This window comes from Achromobacter sp. 1L-A-4-B-C2, from assembly GCF_057291955.1.
In genome coordinates, this window is sequence record NZ_JBXAWP010000005.1 from 267,725 (window position 1) to 286,794 (window position 19,070).

Annotated in this window: 18 protein-coding genes; 10 read left to right on the forward strand and 8 right to left on the reverse strand. The window is 64.4% G+C overall.

Features of this window, described 5'->3' with window-relative positions; translation table 11 throughout:
• Positions 1–20 precede the first annotated feature (20 nt).
• Both catA and AC0Z35_RS23280 read right to left on the reverse strand, forming a co-directional pair.
• The gene (gene catA, locus AC0Z35_RS23275) at positions 21–956 is read right to left on the reverse strand and encodes a catechol 1,2-dioxygenase (protein ID WP_485132902.1); all 936 of its coding nucleotides are present in this window, start codon (positions 954–956) and stop codon (positions 21–23) included.
• An 83-nt stretch (positions 957–1,039) separates the two neighbouring features.
• Positions 1,040–2,185, reverse strand: a complete 1,146-nt coding sequence (locus tag AC0Z35_RS23280; protein ID WP_485132901.1) for a muconate/chloromuconate family cycloisomerase — start codon at positions 2,183–2,185, stop codon at positions 1,040–1,042.
• A gap of 343 nt (positions 2,186–2,528) precedes the next feature.
• On the opposite strand from AC0Z35_RS23280, the gene AC0Z35_RS23285 reads away from it, so the two are divergent.
• A complete protein-coding gene (locus AC0Z35_RS23285) occupies positions 2,529–3,785 on the forward strand; it encodes a hypothetical protein (RefSeq protein ID WP_485132900.1) in 1,257 nt (418 codons plus the stop codon).
• Positions 3,786–3,809: 24 nt separating this feature from the next.
• Here the strand turns inward: AC0Z35_RS23285 and AC0Z35_RS23290 are convergent, their stop codons facing one another.
• Positions 3,810–4,832 carry a MerR family transcriptional regulator gene (locus AC0Z35_RS23290; RefSeq protein WP_485132899.1) on the reverse strand — a complete coding sequence of 341 codons (1,023 nt, stop codon included), beginning with the start codon at positions 4,830–4,832 and terminating at the stop codon, positions 3,810–3,812.
• A 204-nt stretch (positions 4,833–5,036) separates the two neighbouring features.
• Between AC0Z35_RS23290 and AC0Z35_RS23295 the strand changes: the two genes are divergently transcribed.
• Positions 5,037–5,498 (forward strand): bleomycin resistance protein, encoded by a 462-nt coding sequence (locus tag AC0Z35_RS23295; RefSeq protein ID WP_485132898.1) that lies wholly within the window; start codon positions 5,037–5,039, stop codon positions 5,496–5,498.
• Between the two features lie 13 nt (positions 5,499–5,511).
• Here the strand turns inward: AC0Z35_RS23295 and AC0Z35_RS23300 are convergent, their stop codons facing one another.
• From AC0Z35_RS23300 to AC0Z35_RS23310, 3 genes are all read right to left on the reverse strand, one after another.
• A complete protein-coding gene (locus tag AC0Z35_RS23300) occupies positions 5,512–6,951 on the reverse strand; it encodes a PQQ-dependent sugar dehydrogenase (RefSeq protein WP_485132897.1) in 1,440 nt (479 codons plus the stop codon).
• Positions 6,948–7,376, reverse strand: coding sequence for a DUF2231 domain-containing protein (locus AC0Z35_RS23305; RefSeq protein ID WP_319301795.1), 429 nt, complete (start codon positions 7,374–7,376; stop codon positions 6,948–6,950). The genes AC0Z35_RS23300 and AC0Z35_RS23305 overlap by 4 nt, the downstream gene beginning before the upstream one ends.
• A 157-nt stretch (positions 7,377–7,533) precedes the next feature.
• Positions 7,534–7,785, reverse strand: coding sequence for a hypothetical protein (locus AC0Z35_RS23310; protein WP_082134694.1), 252 nt, complete (start codon positions 7,783–7,785; stop codon positions 7,534–7,536).
• A gap of 189 nt (positions 7,786–7,974) precedes the next feature.
• Between AC0Z35_RS23310 and AC0Z35_RS23315 the strand changes: the two genes are divergently transcribed.
• Positions 7,975–8,505: a GNAT family N-acetyltransferase gene (locus tag AC0Z35_RS23315; protein WP_314355769.1), complete on the forward strand. Its 531-nt coding sequence runs from the start codon at positions 7,975–7,977 to the stop codon at positions 8,503–8,505.
• On the opposite strand, the gene AC0Z35_RS23320 is transcribed toward AC0Z35_RS23315, so the two are convergent.
• Positions 8,502–9,551, reverse strand: a complete 1,050-nt coding sequence (locus AC0Z35_RS23320) for a LysR family transcriptional regulator (RefSeq protein ID WP_485132896.1) — start codon at positions 9,549–9,551, stop codon at positions 8,502–8,504. The two genes, AC0Z35_RS23315 and AC0Z35_RS23320, sit on opposite strands and share 4 nt — an antisense overlap.
• A gap of 108 nt (positions 9,552–9,659) precedes the next feature.
• Between AC0Z35_RS23320 and AC0Z35_RS23325 the strand changes: the two genes are divergently transcribed.
• From AC0Z35_RS23325 to AC0Z35_RS23350, 6 genes are all read left to right on the forward strand, one after another.
• Positions 9,660–10,643 carry a Bug family tripartite tricarboxylate transporter substrate binding protein gene (locus AC0Z35_RS23325; RefSeq protein WP_046807791.1) on the forward strand — a complete coding sequence of 328 codons (984 nt, stop codon included), beginning with the start codon at positions 9,660–9,662 and terminating at the stop codon, positions 10,641–10,643.
• A gap of 8 nt (positions 10,644–10,651) precedes the next feature.
• Positions 10,652–11,941, forward strand: a complete 1,290-nt coding sequence (locus AC0Z35_RS23330; RefSeq protein ID WP_485132895.1) for a M20 aminoacylase family protein — start codon at positions 10,652–10,654, stop codon at positions 11,939–11,941.
• A 137-nt stretch (positions 11,942–12,078) separates the two neighbouring features.
• Positions 12,079–12,993, forward strand: coding sequence for a GAF domain-containing DNA-binding protein (locus AC0Z35_RS23335; protein ID WP_223264979.1), 915 nt, complete (start codon positions 12,079–12,081; stop codon positions 12,991–12,993).
• 151 nt (positions 12,994–13,144) lie between these two features.
• Positions 13,145–14,290 carry a D-alanyl-D-alanine-carboxypeptidase/endopeptidase AmpH gene (gene ampH, locus AC0Z35_RS23340; protein WP_104145308.1) on the forward strand — a complete coding sequence of 382 codons (1,146 nt, stop codon included), beginning with the start codon at positions 13,145–13,147 and terminating at the stop codon, positions 14,288–14,290.
• A gap of 128 nt (positions 14,291–14,418) precedes the next feature.
• On the forward strand, positions 14,419–15,540 hold the full coding sequence (locus AC0Z35_RS23345; RefSeq protein ID WP_485132894.1) for a hypothetical protein: 1,122 nt from the start codon (positions 14,419–14,421) through the stop codon (positions 15,538–15,540).
• A gap of 7 nt (positions 15,541–15,547) precedes the next feature.
• Positions 15,548–17,122, forward strand: coding sequence for a serine hydrolase (locus tag AC0Z35_RS23350; RefSeq protein WP_485132893.1), 1,575 nt, complete (start codon positions 15,548–15,550; stop codon positions 17,120–17,122).
• Between the two features lie 48 nt (positions 17,123–17,170).
• Here AC0Z35_RS23350 and AC0Z35_RS23355 read toward each other — a convergent pair whose 3' ends face one another.
• On the reverse strand, positions 17,171–18,046 hold the full coding sequence (locus AC0Z35_RS23355) for an aldo/keto reductase family oxidoreductase (RefSeq protein WP_120156068.1): 876 nt from the start codon (positions 18,044–18,046) through the stop codon (positions 17,171–17,173).
• Between the two features lie 113 nt (positions 18,047–18,159).
• Here AC0Z35_RS23355 and AC0Z35_RS23360 point away from each other — a divergent pair, with 113 nt between their 5' ends.
• The gene (locus AC0Z35_RS23360) at positions 18,160–19,059 is read left to right on the forward strand and encodes a LysR family transcriptional regulator (RefSeq protein ID WP_485132892.1); all 900 of its coding nucleotides are present in this window, start codon (positions 18,160–18,162) and stop codon (positions 19,057–19,059) included.
• The last annotated feature ends 11 nt before the right edge of the window (positions 19,060–19,070 follow it).

Genomic DNA, 19,070 nt, shown 5'->3' on the forward strand with positions numbered 1-19,070 from the left:
CCGCGCGAGGCCGTGGGCAATTACGCCTGGGCGCTGGCGCGCAGGCGGTTGACGATCTGGTTGTCCTTGCCTTGCAACAGGCTGGTCAACGCAAAGTTGAATTCGATTTCCTTGTAGGTATCGGCCTTCAAACCCAGCTTGTCGCCGCCGGATTTTTCAACCACCGGCGGAATCAGGCCTTCACGCGTGGCATAGGCAAAGTCGTCCCAGATGAGCGGGTCGCCTTCGATGTTGAATTGCGTGGTCAGCTTGCGGTGCTGGTCGGCGCTGACGAAGAAGTGCACGTGCGCGGGGCGGTTGCCGTGGCGGCCCAGCGAGTCCAGCAGTTGCTGGGTGGCGCCCTGCGGCGGACAGCCGTAGCCGACGGGCATCAGCGTGCGGAATTCGTATTCGCCATTGGGGCCGGTCTTGACGGCGCCGCGCAGGTTGAAATCGGTTTGCGCGCCGGTGGGGTCGAAGTGCGAGTAAAAGCCGTTGGAGTTTGCGTGCCAGCATTCGACGACCGCATTGGCCAGCGGCGCGCCATTGGTATCGGTGACCACGCCGCGAATCACCAGCGGGCCGGCGGCGTCGTCCGGGTCCAGATCTATGCGCGACACACCGTCGCGCAGCGGCGCACCGGCTACGTACAACGGGCCTTCAATGGTGCGCGGCGTGCCGCCGTCCAGGCCCGCCCGCTTGTCCTCTTCGTCCATGCGGATGTCCAGGTACTTTTCCAGGCCCAAGCCGGCCGCCAGCAACGCGGCTTCGCCGTCGCTGCCCAGCTTGTTCAGGTAGTTCACGCCCGCCCAGACCTCGTCCGGCGTGATGTCCAGGTCGTCAATGGCCTTGAAAAGATCGCTTAACAGGCGGTGCACGATCTGCTTGAAGCGCGGCGTGCCCTCGCCGCCGTCCACGTTCGAAGCGGCGGTCAGCAGGTCCTGCACTTCCTTGCTGTTAAAAATGTTGAGGCTCATGATTTTGTCTCCGTTTGGGTATCGCTGGGGTATCGCTGGGGTATCGCTAGCGTTTCGCTGCACGCGGGGCACAACGCCCGCGATCAATGCCGTTTGGCCGTCACCTTGATCAGCCCGTCACGCGTAAAGCGTTTGATGCGGGCTTCGTCCAGTTCAATGCCCAGGCCGGGGCCCTTGGGCACGGTCAGTTCGAAGTCGCTGTAATCCAGCGGCTGCGTCAGGATCTCTTCGGTGATGAGCAAGGGGCCGAACAATTCCGTGCCCCATTGCAGTTGCGCAAAGGTGGCGAACAGATGCGCGGCGGCAATGGTGCTGACGGCGCCTTCCAGCATCGTGCCGCCGTACAGTTCTATACCCGCCGCATCGGCAATCGCGGCCACGCGCTGGGCGGCAAACAGGCCGCCGTTCTGTTCGATCTTGATAGCGAACACATCCGCGCCGTGCCCCCGCGCGATCTCGAAAGCGCTTTCGGGGCCTTGCAGCACTTCGTCGGCCATCAAGGCGACGGAAAAGCGGCGCATCAAACGTGCCAACGACACGGCGCTGGCAACGGGCTGCTCGACCAGTTCACAGCCCACTTGCGCAAGCGCCGGGATGGCCCAGGCGGCCTGCGTCTCGCTCCACGCCATGTTGACGTCCACCCGCACCGACGCCCGGTCGCCCAGCGCGCTTTTGATATTGGCCACGTGCTGGATGTCGACCTTCGGGTCCCGGCCGCCAATCTTCAACTTGAAAATCCGATGTCGCCGCGTATCCAGCATTTGCTCGGCTTCGGCGATGTCGCGGGCGGTATCGCCCGAGGCCAGCGTCCAGGCCACCGGCAGGCGGTCACGGCGGCGCCCGCCCAGCAGTTCGCTGACGGGCACACCCAGGCGCTTGCCTTGCGCATCCAGCAACGCCGTTTCCAGCGCGCTCTTGGCAAAGTGGTTCACCTTGACCAGCTTGCCCACGTGCGCCATCAGCGCCTGAATGCGGGTGGCGTCCTGGCCGATCATCGCGGGCGCGAAGTAGGCGTCGATGGCCAGCTTCATGGCCTCGGGGCTTTCCGGCCCGTACGCCATGCCGGCAATGGTGGTGCCTTCACCGATACCCACAACGCCATCGCTGCACACCACGCGAACAAGCATCAGCGTCTGCCCGTGCATCGTGGCCACGGACAGCTTGTGAGGCCGAATGGTCGGGAGGTCGACAAGAGACGTTTCGATGCGTTCGATAGTTGCTACGGGCATGTTCGGCACAGGAATGGTTAAGGGTCGGGATGTGGATTTATAGGTCCGACGCACTTTTATCGTCCAATACTTTGAATGTCCAAATTGATACCTTGACGGTATATATGGCGGAATTTCCTGGGTGAACCGGCTGCTTCACAGCTACGGAATTCTGGGATCCATACGGGTTTACGATCAGTGAAAAACAATGACTCAGACGCGAAACGCACGCGCGCCCCACCCAGGCGTTCCATACCTTTCTGATATGCGCGCCCACACCGCAGCCCTTTGAAAGGAAAAAACGGTGACGCCGATCCAGTTAATAATGCGGGTCCTCGAAACCAAGACAGAGAGACCCTGCGATATGAGTCAGAACACCCCCGGCCTTTGGCATCGACTGCGCCGCCCAATCTTCGCGCTGATTCTGGGCATGCTGCCTTTCTGGCTATTCATGGGTACGACCCAGCAGGCTTCGGTGAACGGCATGGTGGTGCAGGACACCCGTTTCAATATCCTGGGCCTGATCCTGGCTATTGCCGGTTTGGTGATGGCGGCAAAGATGCTCAAGAACGACGGCTCGTACGGCGAGCCCGCGCGCGGGTGGCCGCGCACGGTGCTGTGCGTGGCGGCGGGTCTGCTGTGCATTTTCCAGATCGGCCAAAGCGCCGGCCTGTACAACGTCAACGTCGGCCAGTCGATTGACAACCTGCAAAGCCGGCTGTTCGGCCCCAGCGAGCCGCGTCCGAAATCCCTGGCAAGCGAGCTGGACAAGGACGTGCGCGCACGCACCGAGCAACGCTCGGCCACGGTCAGCCAGGTGCTGCTGCGCGATGACATCGCCACGTCGCTGGCGCGTATCCACGCCAACGCCACGCTTTACAACCTGTATGCCGAAAAGTGCAACAACCCCGGCAAACGTTTCGTGCTGGACGAGATCCCCGCGCTGCTGACCGATAAAGACAAGACCTACGTCGAAAAAGCGCAGCAACTGGCGGCGCGCAACGCGTCGGACCGCTTTGACTGCCAAGGCGAACCGATGCGTGACTTCATGAGCAACTGGCTGGCCGGCGACGTTCTGCGCGACCGCGCCAACCTGGCCGTGCAAACCGCCGCCTATCGCGAACGCTTCGGCGACAAACCGGCAGGCGCCGGCGACGACACGCTGGTGACGACCGGCCTGGGCGTGTGGCTGGGCGATTCGATCAGCCAGGTGCAAACGGCCTTTGGCACCACGGCCATGCCGGTGCCCGCAGGCAAGTCCGGCAAAACCAAGCTGGACTTTCCGGATCGGGGCATGGAGCTGGTGTTCGACTTTGCCGGCAAGGTGGACACCATCACCGTGCGCGCGCCGTTCACGGGCAGCATCGTCGGCCTGAAAATCGGCGATAGCCGTCGCACGGTCAACCGCCTGCTGGGCGAAAGCTGGATCGACGTGCGCCTGCCTTACGACAACGCCGCCGCCGATTACGACATCCAGTTCCGCAAAAAGACGCCGGGGACCCAATCGCAATGGATCGACCGGCGCCAGGGCAACCCGCAAACGGTGCTGCTGCTGCAAGGCGCCAGCTATGCCAGCCAGATCGACGAGATCAAGCTGGTAACGCCGCGCCCGCCGGGCTAGCACCGGAACGGCTGGGGGGTTGGCTTACTTGGCAAACGCCCCCATCGCCTGCCGCATGAACGCCAGCGTCGCGTCGTCGGCCCAGGTGCCGGCGGTCAACTCGGGCTCGGTCATCAACGCCTGCCGGAACTTGGCATGTGTGGCCGGGTCCTTGCCCGCGTACGAACTGAACAGTTCCAGCCACTGCCGCGCCAGAGCCTGGCCGGTTTCCGAATCGGGCGCCACGCCCGCATCGATGGCGTTTCGGACCTCCGCGATCAGCGACGGCCATTCCGAAATCCGGTCGCCGTAATGTTCGCGCATGAACCGGGCTTCGTCCGGCGTCAGGTGTTTTTCGTAGATCAGCAGTTTGCTTTCCGAGAAGGCGCGCAGCACATAGTCGCGCATGGCTTTGGAAATGCCGACGTGCGTCTGCATGCCAGGTTCCTGCTCGTGCATGCGATTGAGCTTCACCAACAAGCGCGGATCGCCGTTGGTATCGCGCAGCAGCAGTTCCATCCAGCGCCGGGCAAGCTCGCGTGGATTGGCTTCCTCGGGCGCCACGCCCTGCTCCATCTGCTGACGCACTTGCTGAACCAACGCAAGCCAGTCCGGGTCGCCGTCCGGCCCATGCGTATACAGGGGCAGGCGCGCCAGTTCTTCGGGCGAAAAATAGTTATCGTACATAGTCATCATTTCCAGAGTTTTTAGCCAATCGGCCAGCTCGGGCTCCGTGCCGTCCGTCAACTGCCCGTGCAGTTGCGCCAAGCGCTCGCGCAAGCGCGCGGCCTGCTGCATCTGACGGTCCAGCATGGCAATCTGCCGAGAGATCACGTCCGCCAAGGGAACGCCGGGCTGGTCCAGGTAGGCGCCGATTTCCGCCAAGGCCAATCCGAAGCGACGCAATGCCTGAATCTGATGCAGACGGGCAATTTCGTCGCGACCGTACAGGCGATAGCCGTTGTCGGCGCGCGCTGAAGGCGTCAGCAAACCAATCGCGTGATAGTGGTGAAGCGTGCGCACGGTCAGCCCGCTACGCTTTGCCAGTTCTCCTACGGTCAGCTGCATGTTTCCTCCTTCGAATGCGCAGGCCAAACTCTGGGCCATCACGTTACGTGAGGGTCAAGCAGCGCCGCAAGTCCTGTTTCGACACGGGTGCTGTATGTGCTGCCGGCCGCCTAAACGTGCCGGAAACGTCACACGCGGGCTGACCGCGCAACGCCGCCGGGCGATATCATGGCGGCCCAACGAATAGAGACACAAGGAGAGACGATGGAAGATAAATCGTACCGAGCGCGCCTGGTCCCGGAGCTGATGGTTCGAGACATAGCGCAAAGCCGACGCTTCTGGATCGACCTGTGTGGATTCGAGGTGGTCTACCAGCGCGAGGAAGAGGGTTTTGTGTTTCTGGATCGGGACGGCGCGCAATTCATGCTGGACGAGATCCGGGGAGACGATGGCTGGATCACCGCCCCGCTGCAAGCGCCTTTGGGGCGGGGTGTGAATTTTGAGATCAAGGTGAAGTCCGTCGGGCCGTTATACGAACGGCTGCTGGCGGCGGACTGGCCGATGTACCGGACGATGCAGCAACGTTGGTATCGAAACGGGCAGATCGAGATCGGGGTCCAGCAATTTCTGGTGCAGGACCCCGACGGCTATCTGCTGCGTTTTTCCGAATGGATAGGCGACCGGCCCGTGGCGACCGTTGCGCTATCTGTTGCAGCGGCGGCTTGAGCTGACGTTGATCCTATTGCGGCGCGGTGGCGGGTTGCTGGGGGGAGCCTGAACTGGGGGCTGGGCCGGAGCTTGGGGCTGAGCTTGGGGTTGGGGCTGCGCTTGGGCTGGAACCGGAGCCTGTGCCTGTGCCTGTGCCTGTGCCTTTGCCTGCCCCCGCCCCTGCTTCCGACGTCGGCGTGATACGCCAGATCACGTTTGCCAGGTCGTCCGCCACGATCAGCGCGCCCTTCGGGTCTACCGTCACGCCTACCGGGCGGCCGCGCGTGGTGCCGTCGCTATCCCGAAAGCCTGCCACAAAGTCCTGCGGCGGACCGGACGGGCGCCCGTCGCGGAACGGCACAAAGACGACCTTGTAGCCGACCGGGTCGCTACGGTTCCAGCTGCCGTGCTCGCCGACGAACACGCCATTGGCGAATTTTGCGCCCATCGCCTCGGACGAAAAATCAACGCCCAGGGCCGCCACGTGCGCGCCCAGGCTGTAGTCCGGTTTGATGGCGGCCGCCACCTTGTCCGGGTTTTGCGGGCGCACGCGGTCATCGATATTCTGCCCCCAGTAGCTATACGGCCAGCCATAGAAGGCACCCGCCTGCACGGCGGTCAAATAGTCGGGAACCAGGTTCGGACCCAGCTCGTCGCGCTCGTTCACCACGGCCCACAGCTGCCCGGAGCCCGGTTCAATCGTCAACGCGGTGGGATTGCGCAGCCCCGTGGCGTAGACCTTGTGTTCGCCCGTGCGGGCGTTGATCTGCCAGATTCGCGCGCGGTCCGCCTCCACGTCCATGCCGCGTTCCGTGATGTTGCTGTTAGAGCCGATGCCCACATACAGATGCTGACCGTCCGCGCTGGCGGCCAGCGCTTTGGTCCAGTGGTGATTGATCTCGGACGGCAACTCGGTCACGGTTTCAGGCGGGCCGCTGGCCCGTGTCTGGCCCGGTTGGTAGTCGAAGCGAACCAAGGCGCCCTGGTTGGCGACATAGAGCTTGTTGTCTATCAATGCCAGGCCATAGGGCGCATCCAGATTTTCCGCGAAGGTCGAGGCCGAGTACGTGCCGTCACCATCGGCATCGCGCAGCAAGGTCAGGCGGTTGCCGCCTTTTACCGAACTGGTGCCGCGCGCCTTGATGATGCCGGCAATGACGTCCTTGGGCTTGAGCTTGGGCGCATTGCCGCCCCTGCCCTCTGCCACCAGGATGTCGCCATTGGGCAATACCAGCGTCTGGCGCGGTATTTTCAGGTCCTTGGCGATGGCGGTGATCTTGTAGCCCTCAGGCACCGTGGGCATCTTGTCGCCCCAGTCCGCGGGTTTGGCGATGACCATGTCAGGCAGCAGCCCCTGCTCGGGCTTGGGTAGTTCCGGCGTGGGCCCCACCTGAGACGGCTGGCCCTGGGCCAGGCAAATTCCGGCTGCGGCGGCAAGCGGGATAACGGCAAGCAAGCTGGCGTGTTTCATTTGGCCCCTCTGATGTGCGGCGTGCGAAAGCCCAGCCAGATCGCGGCGCACGCAAGCACCGCCACGATCACCGACAGGATCAAGCCCAGCGGCATGCTCGCCCAGGCATCGCGCGCGTGGATCAAGGCGTTGATAATGCCTAACACCCAGGTGGCCAACAGCACCACCGTGTACGAAACGATGCCGCGTGCGCGCTGATAGGCCCGGAAAAGATCCACGATGGCGAACAGCAGCGCGATGCCGCCGAACACCAGGCCGCCGATGATCAGCCACGACGCGAAATTATTCCACTGGATGTGAAAAGACTGCGCATAGGCCGCATCGGCTAGCGCGGCGCCTAGAAACCACGGGAACATGCCCGCCAGGAAGACTGCCGGCACGGGGTGCACGGTCAGGGCATATCTGTTTTCGATAAGTTGGGTCACGTCTGATCGCCTCTTAAAGTAGCGGACTCGCGCGCGGAAACATCGACGTCGGCAGCAATTGCCGTTCCCAGCCCCACAACAAAAAAGCCCAGCATCGGCTGGGCGTTTTCAGAAATCGGTGCGCGGCGCCGCGTGTCGTGGCCCCGTGCTGGGTCGATCAGTTGCTGTTGACCCAGTCCTGCGTATCCTGGATGAACCAAGGCAGATTCAACCTTTCGCCTTCACCGGACTGTATGGTCAGGCGCTGGCCCGATGAACCCGGGTTACCCGTTGCGGACTGCGTCGTGGAAGACGGCCGGCTGTGATAGTCCATATCGGTTTGCCGCGCGGGCTGACTTGTGCAAGCGGCCATTGCCGCGAAACAAAGCGGGGCAATGACGCACCGCACTGCTGAACGAAGAATCTGCATGATGATCGGTTTCCTGCTGGCGGCACAGGCCGATGTGCCGGGTAATCAGGCCTTAAGCGTGTAAACCGCTACCTTACTCGCAATGCCGGGCTGCGTCAGCGCGCAGAGGCCGCCAACGGCCGCCCGCAACGCGCAATCATTTAGCGATAATGTTCCACCGTTGCCTCCAATCCGCCCAAAGAAAAAGCCATGCAGCCCTTCGTTTTCCAAGGCCTATTGTTCCGTGAATTCCGCGATACCGACGCCCAAGATTTCGCGAATGCCGCACGGGAATCCGTCGATACCGTCGGCCGCTGGATGCCGTGGTGCACGGCTTCGTTTTCCGAGCAAAACGCGCTGGACTGGTTTGCGATGTGCCGCGCCAGCCGCGATGCGCAGACGGGCCATGAGTTCGGCGTGTTCTCGGAAGACGCTGGCCGGCTGCTGGGTGGCGTGGGGCTGAACGCGATCAATCAGCAGAACCTGTTTTGCAATCTGGGCTACTGGGTAAGGCAGTCGGCCCAACGGCAAGGCGTCGCGCATCGCACGGTGCGGGCGATGCTGCCCTACGCCTTTAACACCCTGGGCATGCACCGCGTCGAGATCGTGATTGCAGCGGGCAACGTGGCAAGCGAGGCGGTGGCGCGCAAGGCAGGCGCGCAATTTGAATGCACCGCGCGCAATCGGCTGCAACTGCACGGAGGCCCGGTGCCGGCGTCCATCTACTCGGTCATCCCCTAGCCCGCGCGTTGCGATCCGGGGCGGCGAGCCGCATGGGTCTCCAACAGATGCGCCTGGAAAGCCGCCACGCTGCGGTTGCGCGGTTCGGTACGGCTGACCAGGCCCAACGGCGGCAAGGTGTCGGCCAGCGTGCAATCCAGCCGCGCCAGCGCGCCGGAATCCAGGCCTTCGCGCACGAAGCTCAAGGGGCCCATCATCAGGGCCTGGCTGGCGCGCAGGTAATGCACCATGGTGGCAAATGAGCGCGTGCTGAGCGGTTGCTGAGGCGGCAGTTCCCCGCCTTCGGCGAACAGCGCCTCGAACGCGCGATAGGTCTGGCTATCCAGCGGTGGGCTGGCCCAGGGGTAGGCCAGCAAATCGGCGGGTTGCAGATTGCGGCGGCCCAGCAGCGGGTGCCCGGGCCCCGAGGCCACCACGCAGATATCGGCCAGCAATGCCTGGAACTGGGAATCGGGCGCCAGCTGCGCGGGTTCGCGCGCAACCAGAAAATCCAGTTCGCCATCCGCATAACGACCCAGCAATACCGGCAACGCGTCTTCGAACAATTCCAGACGAACCTGCGGCTGGCGGGCAAAGAACTCGGGCAGCGCGGGGTTGATGACGCCGCTGACGCCAGCCGTGATCGCGCCCACGCGCACCGTGCCTTCAAAGCCCGCGCCCGCCGCCGCCAGGGACTCCGCGCAACCGGTCAGGCTGTTCATCACATTGCGCAGCAACGGCAGCAAATCCCGGCAGGCAAAGGTGGGCCGCATGCCACGCGCGTGTCGTTCGAACAAACGCGCTTCCAGCACGCGCTCGACTTCCAGCACCATCTTGGTGGCGGCCGACTGGGTCAGGCCGATCTGCGCGGCGGCGTGCTGCACGCTGCCCAATTCGGCCACCAGCACGATCAGCTGCAAATGCCGCAGCCGGGTACGCGCGATCAGGCGGTTAAAGAGCGTGGCGGCAGAAGACGGGCTGCCGGGGGTGGCGGTGGCGGTGGCGGTGGCGGTGGCGGTGGCGGTGGCGGTGGCGGTGGCGGTGGCGGTGGCGGTGGCGGTACGCATGGATTCAGCTATTCCTAAACGGCATATCTGTTATTGATATTTCACTTTTCAAGTATAGCTATTCAAGGCGCAATAGCGGCCTGACACCAACAAAACAAGGGGTTTGAAATGCTGCACTTTTTCCGTCGCGCGCGGGTTCGCGCCGCGCTGTCCGCGGCGCTGATCGCGGGGGCCTGGTTGGCGCCCGTGCAAGCGCAAACCTGGCCCGACAAGCCGGTCACCATCATCATCCCCTTCCCCGCCGGCGGCTCGATCGACGCCGTGATGCGGGCGATTTCCCCGCAACTGAGCGAACGCCTGGGCCAAACCGTAGTCATCGAGAATGTGGGCGGCGCCAGCGGCGCTATCGGCGCGGGCCGCGTGGCGCAGGCCAAGCCCGACGGCACGACGCTGCTGGCCGGCAGCATCAACGACGTGGTCTTGCAGCCGCTGGTCAATCGCAACCTGCGGTATGCCACGGACAGTTTCGACCCGGTGTCGCTGGTGTTCACGTCGCCGCTCATTCTGGTGGCCCGCAAGGATCTTCCCCAATCGAATATCGACCAGGTCGTGCAGGCGCTGCGCGCCGCCCCGGAAAGCCTGAGCTATGGCAGCCCGGGCCAAGGCACGTTTCAGCAGGTGGTGGTTGAAGACCTGCAACGCCGCACCGACACCAAGATGCTGCACGTGCCGTACAAGGGCGCGTCGCCGCTGGTCAATGACCTGCTGGGCGGGCAGATCGACATGGCCGTCATGGCGCCGCCCACCGCGCTGCCGCATCTGCAACAAGGCCGCATCAAATCGCTGGGCGTGATCAGCCGCCAGCGCCTGGCGGCCTACCCCGACCTGGCCACCATCAACGAAAGCCAGACGGTCAAGGGCATGGAGATGGTCGGCTGGGTGGGCGTGCTGGCCCCCAAGGGCGTGCCGCCCGAGCGCCTGCAACGCGTGCGCGACGCGCTTGCCGCCGTGATGGACAAGCCCGAGGTGCGCGAACGCGTACTGGCCATGGGCATGGAATCGGCAACCGCCTACGACAAAGCCAGCTTCGATGCCCGCATCCGTGACGACGTCACCGCGTTGCGCGCCTTGAACCTTCCGACGCAGCCTTGAGGAACCGCATGACGACCCACCAAGACCCCGACGCCGGCCGCGACAACCTCGGCATTGCCCCCGCCGACGCCGCTGTCACCGCCGACGCCGCCGACGCCGCCGACATACTTGCCACCATCAGCGCCAACCCGGCGTTTCGCGCCATCCGCCGCGATGTGCACGCGCATCCGGAAATCGGCTTTGAAGAACACCGCACCGCATCGCTCGTCGCCCGCGAACTGGCCGCCTGGGGCTGGCAGGTATCGACCGGCATCGGCGGCACCGGCGTGGTCGGCACGCTGACGCGCGGCACGGGCGCGCGCCGCATCGGCCTGCGCGCCGACATGGACGCCCTGGCGATGCCCGAAGCCAACGCCTTCGCGCACAAGTCGCAACACGAGAACCGCATGCACGCCTGCGGTCACGACGGCCATACCGCCATCCTGCTGGCCACGGCCTGGTACCTGGCGCGGCACGCGCAGTTCGACGGCACCATCCACTGCATCTTCCAGCCCGCCGAAGAAGGCGGCCAGGCCGGTGCGCGCGCCATGATCGAAGACGGCTTGTTCGACCGCTTCCCCTGCGATGCGGTGTTCGCGCTGCATAACTGGCCGGACCTGCCCGTGGGCAGCTTCGGCGTGCGGGCCGGGGCTTTCATGGGGTCCAGCAACCGCTTTCGCATCGACATCACGGGCAAGGGCGCGCACGCCTCGCAGCCGGAACTGGGCGTCGACCCGTTGGTCTGCGCCGGCCACATCCTGCTGGCGCTGCAAACCGTGATCTCGCGCAACCGCGCGCCCGACGAACCGGCGGTGCTGTCCGTCACGCAGATCCACGGCGGCGACGCGGTCAACGTCATCCCGCAAGCGGCGTGGCTGGGCGGCACGGTGCGCACGCACCGCGACGACACGCTGGACATGATCCAGCGGCGCATCGAAGAAATCACCAACGGTGCCGCCACCACGTTCGGCTGCACGGCCACGCTGACCTTCGAACGCTGCTATCCGTCGCTGGTGAACGACCCGGAACAGACGCGCTTTGCGGTCGAGGTCATGCGTGAAGTCGCGGGCCAAGAGCGCGTGTCGGATGACCTTGCCCGGCTGATGGGGTCCGAGGACTTCTCTTTCATGCTGGCCGAACGACCGGGCTGCTACGTGCTGCTGGGCAACGGCGCGGGCGCGCATCGGGACGCGGGGCACGGGCCCGGGCCTTGCCGCTTGCACAACCCGTCGTATGACTTCAACGATGAAGCGATCCCGCTGGGGGCCGCGTATTTCGTGCGCCTGGCGCAGCGGTTCCTGGCGCGGGACACGGGCTAGAAGCCGGCCGGGGGGCTTGGGCACGTTGCGCGTGCCCGGCTCTCTTGTCATTCCCGCCGGGCAAGGTGAAAATCGCCCCAGGGCGCGCGGCGCAGCCAGCGCGAGGACAGGTGATCCGGCCGCCGGGGGAACTGCGTGTGAAAGATGCTGGTCAGTACGCAACGCACAATGCTACGTATCTCGACGGCAATCCGCCCTCGGACTGGTTGTACCAATGCGCGATGGGCCTGCTTAAGCGCCCCGTCAATGACGCCATCGCGGATCTGCTGGCCTTCATGGGCGAGACCTCGGACGCAGACCGCGCCTGGATGATCGAATACCGCCCCGACCTGCTACGCCTGCGCAACACGCACGAATGGTGCCGGGGCCAGACTCAACCCTTCGTTGAGCAATTGCAGGATGTGCCGACGACCCTGATCGCCTGGTTGCACCGGTTCATGGTGAAAGGCTTGGCCGTGGCCATTCATGACATCAACGACCTGCCGCGTACCGCGCGGCCGATCCAGATGGAATTCCAGCGTCAGGGTAATAAAAGCGTGCTCAGCGTGCCGGTCTTTCATGACGGAAAGCTCTACGGCATCATCGGTTTCGACACCACCGCGCAGTACAGGACGTGGTCCCCGCAAGAAGTTCGGGCCGTATATCAATGCGCCAACCTGATCGGGCAAGCCAAGTACGCCAACCGCCTCGATGACCGGCGCGCCGTCTACGACGGCACGACCGCCGTCATCTATCTGACCATGCGCGGCGTGGTCCGGGGCGTACAGCCCGAAGCCATCGTGGGCGTGCGCTCGGCCGGCAATTACAGCGAGATCTGGCTGGACGACGGCTCGATGGTGCTGGATTCCCGCGCGCTGGGCATGTGGTGCACCCTGCTGCCGGACAAGACCTTCTTTCGTGTACACCGCACCGCCATTGCCAACGCGCTGCATGTCATGGACGTGGACCGCAGAAGCGTCGACAAGTGGCTGATCCGAATGCGGTCGGTGAACAGCCACTGGCCGGTATCGCGGTCGTACCGCAAGCTGCTGCGCGAGCGCATGGGGATCTGAAAGCCCACCCCTGCCGTGCACCGGCGGATGTCATTCGTCATGCCGGCATGTTGTTTCGTCCTGACGCAGAAGACCGTTCGCCAAGTTCTTGGGATTATCTCGGCATGCGGAGGAACCCCCGTTCCCCCGGCGCTTTTTCTTCAGGATCGGCATGCTGGCGTCCCGCTTTGCTTCGCGCTTCACCTCCCTGGCGTTTTCCGTCGCGTGCGCGCTGGGCACCGCCCCAGCCAACGCCGCCGACCCCGCGCTACAGGACGCCGTGTCGATGGCCGGCATGCAGCTCTATCTGAATTCGGGCGCCCCCGCCGTCATCATCGCGGTGGTACGCGGCGACGAGGTCGTGATCCAGGGCTATGGCGAGACGGCGCCGGGGAACGGGGTCGAACCCGACGAACATTCCGTCTTCCGGATCGCGTCCGTCTCGAAGGTTTTCGCCACCGATGTGCTGGCGTCCTTGGCCGCCAAGGGCAAACTCAAACTGACGGACCCGCTGGCCAAGTACGCACCGGACGGCACCCAGCTTCAATCCCACGGCCGTCCGATCACCCTGTTGGATCTGGCCACGCATTCTGGCGGGCTGCCGCGCGAACTGCCCAACCCGGACGCCAAGCCGTCAGACAACCCCTACGCCGCCTTTGACCGCGCCTATTACTGGAAATGGATGAGCGCCAACAAGCCGGCCTATGTACCCGGCACCACCACGCTGTATTCCAACCTGGGCTTCGGCTTGCTGGGCGACGCGTTGGCCAAGGCGGCGGGGACGGACTATTCAACGGTGCTGACCAACGAAGTAACTCGACCGGCGGGCCTGGTGGATACCACCAACGTGCTTAACGATGCGCAAAAGAAGCGGTTAATGACGGGGTTGGACCCGTTCGGCAAGCCGGACGCGAACGCAACGGTGCCCGACGTGATGTATGCCAGCGCCGGCATTTATTCGTCGGCCAGCGATATGGCGCGATGGATGCGCTGGCACCTGGACGGCGCCAGGCAGGCCAAAGAAGCGTTCGCGCTGGACCACCTGATGTGGCTGCCGTATGACGGGCTGAAGTCAGTGGTGGGCACCGAAGTGACCGACGCCGACGGCATGGGTTTGGGCTGGGTGGCCACGTTGCCGCGCAATGGCGCGCCGTTGCTGCTGGGCAAAAGCGGCGGGCTGGGGGGCTTCATGAGCTATGCGGTGCTGTCGCCGAACCGGGATCTGGGCATTTTTGTGGTGGCCAGCCGCGTCAACTTCGCCATGTTCGAGAACATCCATTCGCAAGTACGCACATTGGCGGCCGAGTTGGCGCGGTGATCGGGTTGAAGTCGGTGCCGCGCGCCGTGTCGCCAATCCACGCCGCGGTGTCTGGGTTGTCTGGGTTGTCTGGGTTGTCTGGGTTGTCTGGGTTGTCTGGGTTGTTTGGGTTATTCGGGATGCTTGCCATGCTGATCGCGCACACGGCGTCGGCGCAAGAAGCCAGAGACATCTTCAAGACCGAGATCTTCTTGACGCCTTATAGCGAACTGGGCGATGACGACAGTCAGTACCCGCAGCTGAACGGCCGCTTTCTACTGATGACCGGCTACACCGGCTTTTCCGGCATCAAGGACGACAACGGCCGGATCCCGCGATCCCATTGGAGCAGCGTGCAGCCCACCGCCGAGGCTGCCCTGGTCTTGCAACTGACGCGGGAATTTTCCATCCGAACCAAGGCCACGTTCAACTCGGCCAACAACGAAACAAAGGACAACGCGTTTTCCGACCTGGGCGTCGATATGAACAACCTGTTCGCGGCCTATACGGCCGATCACTATGCGCTGTATGGCGGCAAGATGGACCTGGGCTTCGGGGATGCCTGGCATGTCATCGACGGCGTGTACACCGGCTTTAACGAAAACTCTGAGTTTCGCGGATCGATCGGCTTGGGCGGACGCTACACGTTGGACACGCCCGGCCAAGGCGCACATTCCGTGGCGGCGGTGCTATTCAAGCGTGACGACACGGCGCTGAACCGCCGCCTGAGCCTGGACGATAGCTTCATCCGCACGGACGCACCACCCGCCTTCAGCGACCAGATGAAGTCCTTCATCGTGTCCTATGACTTCCGCGACCTGCCGAGTTTGGAGCGCCTGTCGGGCGGCGTGGATGCGGGCAGGCTGTACGTGGACCCGTCCCACGGAAAAAGCGCCAACACCGTGTCGGCCCGCCTGCGCTATGACGCGCCGCTGGGCAACGCGTGGAGCCTGGGCTGGTTCAACGAGGCCACCTACGCCACCGCCTTTCGAGGCGCGCCGGTGGCAAACGGCAACAGCGTGACGTCGGTGTCGCTGTCGCGCGACCGCTGGCAACTGACCGCCACAGCCGCCGTGCGCAGGCTATCGGGCAGCGAACAAAAGCTAGCGCGCTACGGACTCAAGGACGACGTCGATTGGGCGCTATCGGGCGCCCTGACCTACGTGACGCCCTTGGGCTTCATTGTGCAGGCGGGGTTGACGCACCAGCGCGACCAGGCCATTCGTATCAACCAAGGCGTTTTTCGCATCGCTTACCAGGCGGGATTCTGAGGGCACCATGACAAGCAAAACACTATTTCCGGCCTGGGCATGCGCCTTGGCGCTTGGCGGTTCCGGGGCGTGGGCGCAGACCGTGGCGATCGACAGCGCGGCCAGCCCGCCGGCGGACGTCGTGGCCATTCCCTCAGGCAGCGCGCAACACGCCGTCCAGGCGCTTCCGGGCATCGTGCAAGACATCATGACGCGCAGCGGGGTGCCGGGCATGGCCGTGGCCGTGGTGGTGGACGGCAAGACGGTGCTGGTACGCGGCTGGGGCACGCGCGAGGTCGGCAGGAATGCGCCCGTGGACGCAAGCACGGTGTTCCAGATCGCATCCATCTCCAAGTCACTGTCGGCAACGGTGGCCGCGATCGAGGTGTCCCAAGGCACCGTGGCGTGGGATGACCCCGTGGCCCGATACCTGCCGGACTTCCGCCTGCAAGACGCCTATGTGTCCCGGCACGCCACCATCGGCGACTTCTTTGCGCATCGGTCGGGGCTGCCTGGCACTGCGGGTGACGACCTGGAAGACCTGGGGTACAAGCAGGCCGACGTCATCACGCGCTTGCGGCAATTGCCGCTGGATGCCTTTCGCACGTCCTATCACTACGCCAACTTCAGCACGACTATCGGCGCCAACGCCGTGGCCAGGGCAGCGGGCCGCCCATGGGACAAGCTGGCTGACGAACGGCTGTTCAAGCCCTTGGGCATGCAGGCCACCAGTTATCGCTTCGACGACTTCATGGCGCACACCAATCACGCCGTTCTGCATGGCTACCAACAAGGCAAGTTCGTGTCGCTGGGCCAGCGCAATGCGGACCAGCAGGCGCCCGCCGGCGGCGCGTCGTCCACCGTCATCGACATGGCCGAGTGGCTGAAGCTGCTGCTGGCCGACGGCCAATATCAGGGCAAGAGGCTTATCGCCCCCGGCGCGCTGCTGCCCGCCCTGACCGCCCAGGCGTTTTCCGCGCGTGCCCACGATCTGAATTCGCGTTCAGGCTTCTATGGCTATGGCTTTAACGTCAACACCGAACTGGGCGGCCGGCCGTCGATGGGGCATTCGGGCGCCTTCCTGATGGGCACGGGCACCACCTTCAAGATCGTGCCGTCGGCGGGCATCGGCATTGTGGTGCTGACCAATGGCGCGCCCATCGGCGCGGCCGAATCCGTGGCGGCGGCGTTTACCGATACGGCGCTTTACGGCAAGCCGACCCGGGACTGGTACGCGGCCTATCACGGGGCGATGAAGGGCTTTTTTGAACCGCAGGCGGACCTTTCCGGCAAGGTTAAACCGGCCAAGCCGACACCCGCACAAGCCGTGGCCGCCTACGCCGGCGGCTTTGACAATCCGTACTACGGCGCGGCGCGGATCGAACAGGCCGACGATGGCCTGACGCTGGTTCTAGGCCCGCGCGCAATGCGCTTTCCGCTCACGCACTGGGATGGCGACACTTACGCTTTTTCGCCCGTGGGCGAAGCCGAACTGGTCGCTTCGCGGGCGTCGCTGGTGTTCGAGATGAACCAGGGCCGTGCCGCCGGCTTCGCCATCAAGTTCTATGACGATGCCGGCTTGGGCCGCTGGACCCGTCAATAGCGCGCGGGCTGGGTGCCTGGGCCTGGCATATTGCCCCGCATCCGCCTATCAGCGCGGTTCCGGCGCGATGGCATCCAGCGCCTGGATGTCATCGTCGCTCAGGCGCAACGCGGCGGCATCGACGTTTTCGCGCAGGTGCTTCACCGACGACGTACCCGGAATCAACAGGATGTTGGGCGAACGCTGTAGCAACCAGGCCAGCGCCACCTGCATCGGCGTGGCCTGCACCTTGTTCGCCACGTCCGACAACACCGCCGACTGTAGCGGCGAGAAACCACCCAGCGGGAAGAACGGCACGTAGGCAATGCCGTCGCGGGCCAGTGCATCGATCAGCGGGCCGTCGCCGCGATGGGCCAGGTTGTATTGGTTCTGCACGCAAACGATGTCGGCAATGCCGCGCGCCTGCTCCACTTGCCGCGCGGTGGCGTTGCTAAGGCCGATGTGACGCACCAGGCCCTTGCGTTGCAGTTCGGCCATCGTGGTCATGGATGCTTCGATGTCGCCTTCCGCCGGGCCGGCCACGTCGAACATCAAGCGCAGGTTGACGACGTCCATCACGTCGCGCCCCAGATTACGCAGGTTGTCGTGCACGGCCGATTCCAGTTCAGCGGCAGAGAAGGCGGGTATCCAGGACGCATCGGCGCCGCGTCGCGCCCCCACTTTCGTCACGATGACCAGGTCGTCGCGATACGGATGCAGTGCTTCGCGGATCAGTTGATTGGTGATGTGCGGCCCGTAGAAATCGCTGGTGTCCAGGTGGTTGATGCCCAGTTCCACGGTCTCCTTCAGCACGGCGATAGCCTGCTGTTTGTCCTTGGGCGGACCGTACACGTGTGGGCCGGCCAGTTGCATGGCGCCGTAGCCGAGGCGGTTGACGTTGAATTGGGCCAGGCGGTAGGTGCCGGCTTGTTGGGCTTGGGTCATGGGGTATTCCTTGAACGGGGGTGAATGCCTGGCAGTCTAGGCCTGGATTGGCCGTGCGACAATCGGGCACAATCGCACAGCTTGTGCGGAAATCCGAACAATCGAGAAACGCCGTGGTCGACCTTCAAGACATCAGCGCCTTTGTTGCCGTTGCCACGCATGGCGGCTTTCGTGGCGCTGCGCGCATGACCGGGGCCAGCGCATCGCAATTGAGCGAGGCCGTGCGCCGGTTGGAAACGCGGCTGGGTTTGCGGCTGCTTAACCGAACGACGCGCAGCGTGGCGCTAACGGTTGCCGGACAGCGCTTGCTGGAACAGCTGACGCCCGCGCTCAACGCGGTGGAATCGGCGCTGGACGTGGCCAACCACTTTCGTGATCGGCCGGCGGGGAGGCTGCGGCTGAATGTGCCGCTGGCGGCATCCAAGCTGGTGCTGCCGCGCATCGTCCCCCCGTTTCTGGCCGCCTACCCGGAGATCTGCCTTGAGGTCGTTGTCGAGGACCGCTTTGTGGACCTGCTGCAATCGGATTGCGATGCGGGCATTCGCTACGAAGAAAGCATGGACCAGGGCATGGTGGCGATTCCGATCGGCCCCAAGCGCCAGCGCATGGCCGTCGCGGCGTCGCCCGCGTATCTGGCCAAGCATGGGCGCCCGCGTCGCCCTGAAGATCTGCGCAAGCACATCTGCCTGCGCGGCCGCTTTTCCAGTGGCGCCATGCCCTCGTGGGACTTCGAGCAACAGGGAAAAACCGCCACGGTGGACGTGACGGGCCCCTTGATCGTGGGCCTGGGCGCAGCAGCCGACCTTGCCGTGGATGCGGCCGTTGCGGGCACCGGCGTGGTTTACCTTTTTGAGGAATGGCTGCAACCCTACATCGATCGTGGCGAGCTCGCGCCCGTGCTGGAACGCTGGTGGCCCGGCTTCAACGGCCCGTCGCTCTACTTCCCGGGGCGCCGCTATCTGCCGGCGCCGCTGCGCGCTTTCGTCGACTTCGTCCAAACCGTGCGCTGGTAGCGCAAACCTGA

What these genes read in the sequence shown, in the direction of transcription:
- AC0Z35_RS23355 (WP_120156068.1), bottom strand. Translation starts at nt 18,046, where the DNA reads ATGACCCAAGCCCAACAAGCCGGCACCTACCGCCTGGCCCAATTCAAC.
- AC0Z35_RS23290 (WP_485132899.1), bottom strand. Translation starts at nt 4,832, where the DNA reads ATGCAGCTGACCGTAGGAGAACTGGCAAAGCGTAGCGGGCTGACCGTG.
- AC0Z35_RS23330 (WP_485132895.1), top strand. Translation starts at nt 10,652, where the DNA reads ATGACGACCCACCAAGACCCCGACGCCGGCCGCGACAACCTCGGCATT.
- AC0Z35_RS23350 (WP_485132893.1), top strand. Translation starts at nt 15,548, where the DNA reads ATGACAAGCAAAACACTATTTCCGGCCTGGGCATGCGCCTTGGCGCTT.
- AC0Z35_RS23300 (WP_485132897.1), bottom strand. Translation starts at nt 6,951, where the DNA reads ATGAAACACGCCAGCTTGCTTGCCGTTATCCCGCTTGCCGCCGCAGCC.
- ampH (WP_104145308.1), top strand. Translation starts at nt 13,145, where the DNA reads ATGCTGGCGTCCCGCTTTGCTTCGCGCTTCACCTCCCTGGCGTTTTCC.
- AC0Z35_RS23345 (WP_485132894.1), top strand. Translation starts at nt 14,419, where the DNA reads ATGCTGATCGCGCACACGGCGTCGGCGCAAGAAGCCAGAGACATCTTC.
- AC0Z35_RS23315 (WP_314355769.1), top strand. Translation starts at nt 7,975, where the DNA reads ATGCAGCCCTTCGTTTTCCAAGGCCTATTGTTCCGTGAATTCCGCGAT.
- AC0Z35_RS23285 (WP_485132900.1), top strand. Translation starts at nt 2,529, where the DNA reads ATGAGTCAGAACACCCCCGGCCTTTGGCATCGACTGCGCCGCCCAATC.
- AC0Z35_RS23280 (WP_485132901.1), bottom strand. Translation starts at nt 2,185, where the DNA reads ATGCCCGTAGCAACTATCGAACGCATCGAAACGTCTCTTGTCGACCTC.
- AC0Z35_RS23310 (WP_082134694.1), bottom strand. Translation starts at nt 7,785, where the DNA reads ATGCAGATTCTTCGTTCAGCAGTGCGGTGCGTCATTGCCCCGCTTTGT.
- AC0Z35_RS23320 (WP_485132896.1), bottom strand. Translation starts at nt 9,551, where the DNA reads ATGCGTACCGCCACCGCCACCGCCACCGCCACCGCCACCGCCACCGCC.
- AC0Z35_RS23325 (WP_046807791.1), top strand. Translation starts at nt 9,660, where the DNA reads ATGCTGCACTTTTTCCGTCGCGCGCGGGTTCGCGCCGCGCTGTCCGCG.
- catA (WP_485132902.1), bottom strand. Translation starts at nt 956, where the DNA reads ATGAGCCTCAACATTTTTAACAGCAAGGAAGTGCAGGACCTGCTGACC.
- AC0Z35_RS23295 (WP_485132898.1), top strand. Translation starts at nt 5,037, where the DNA reads ATGGAAGATAAATCGTACCGAGCGCGCCTGGTCCCGGAGCTGATGGTT.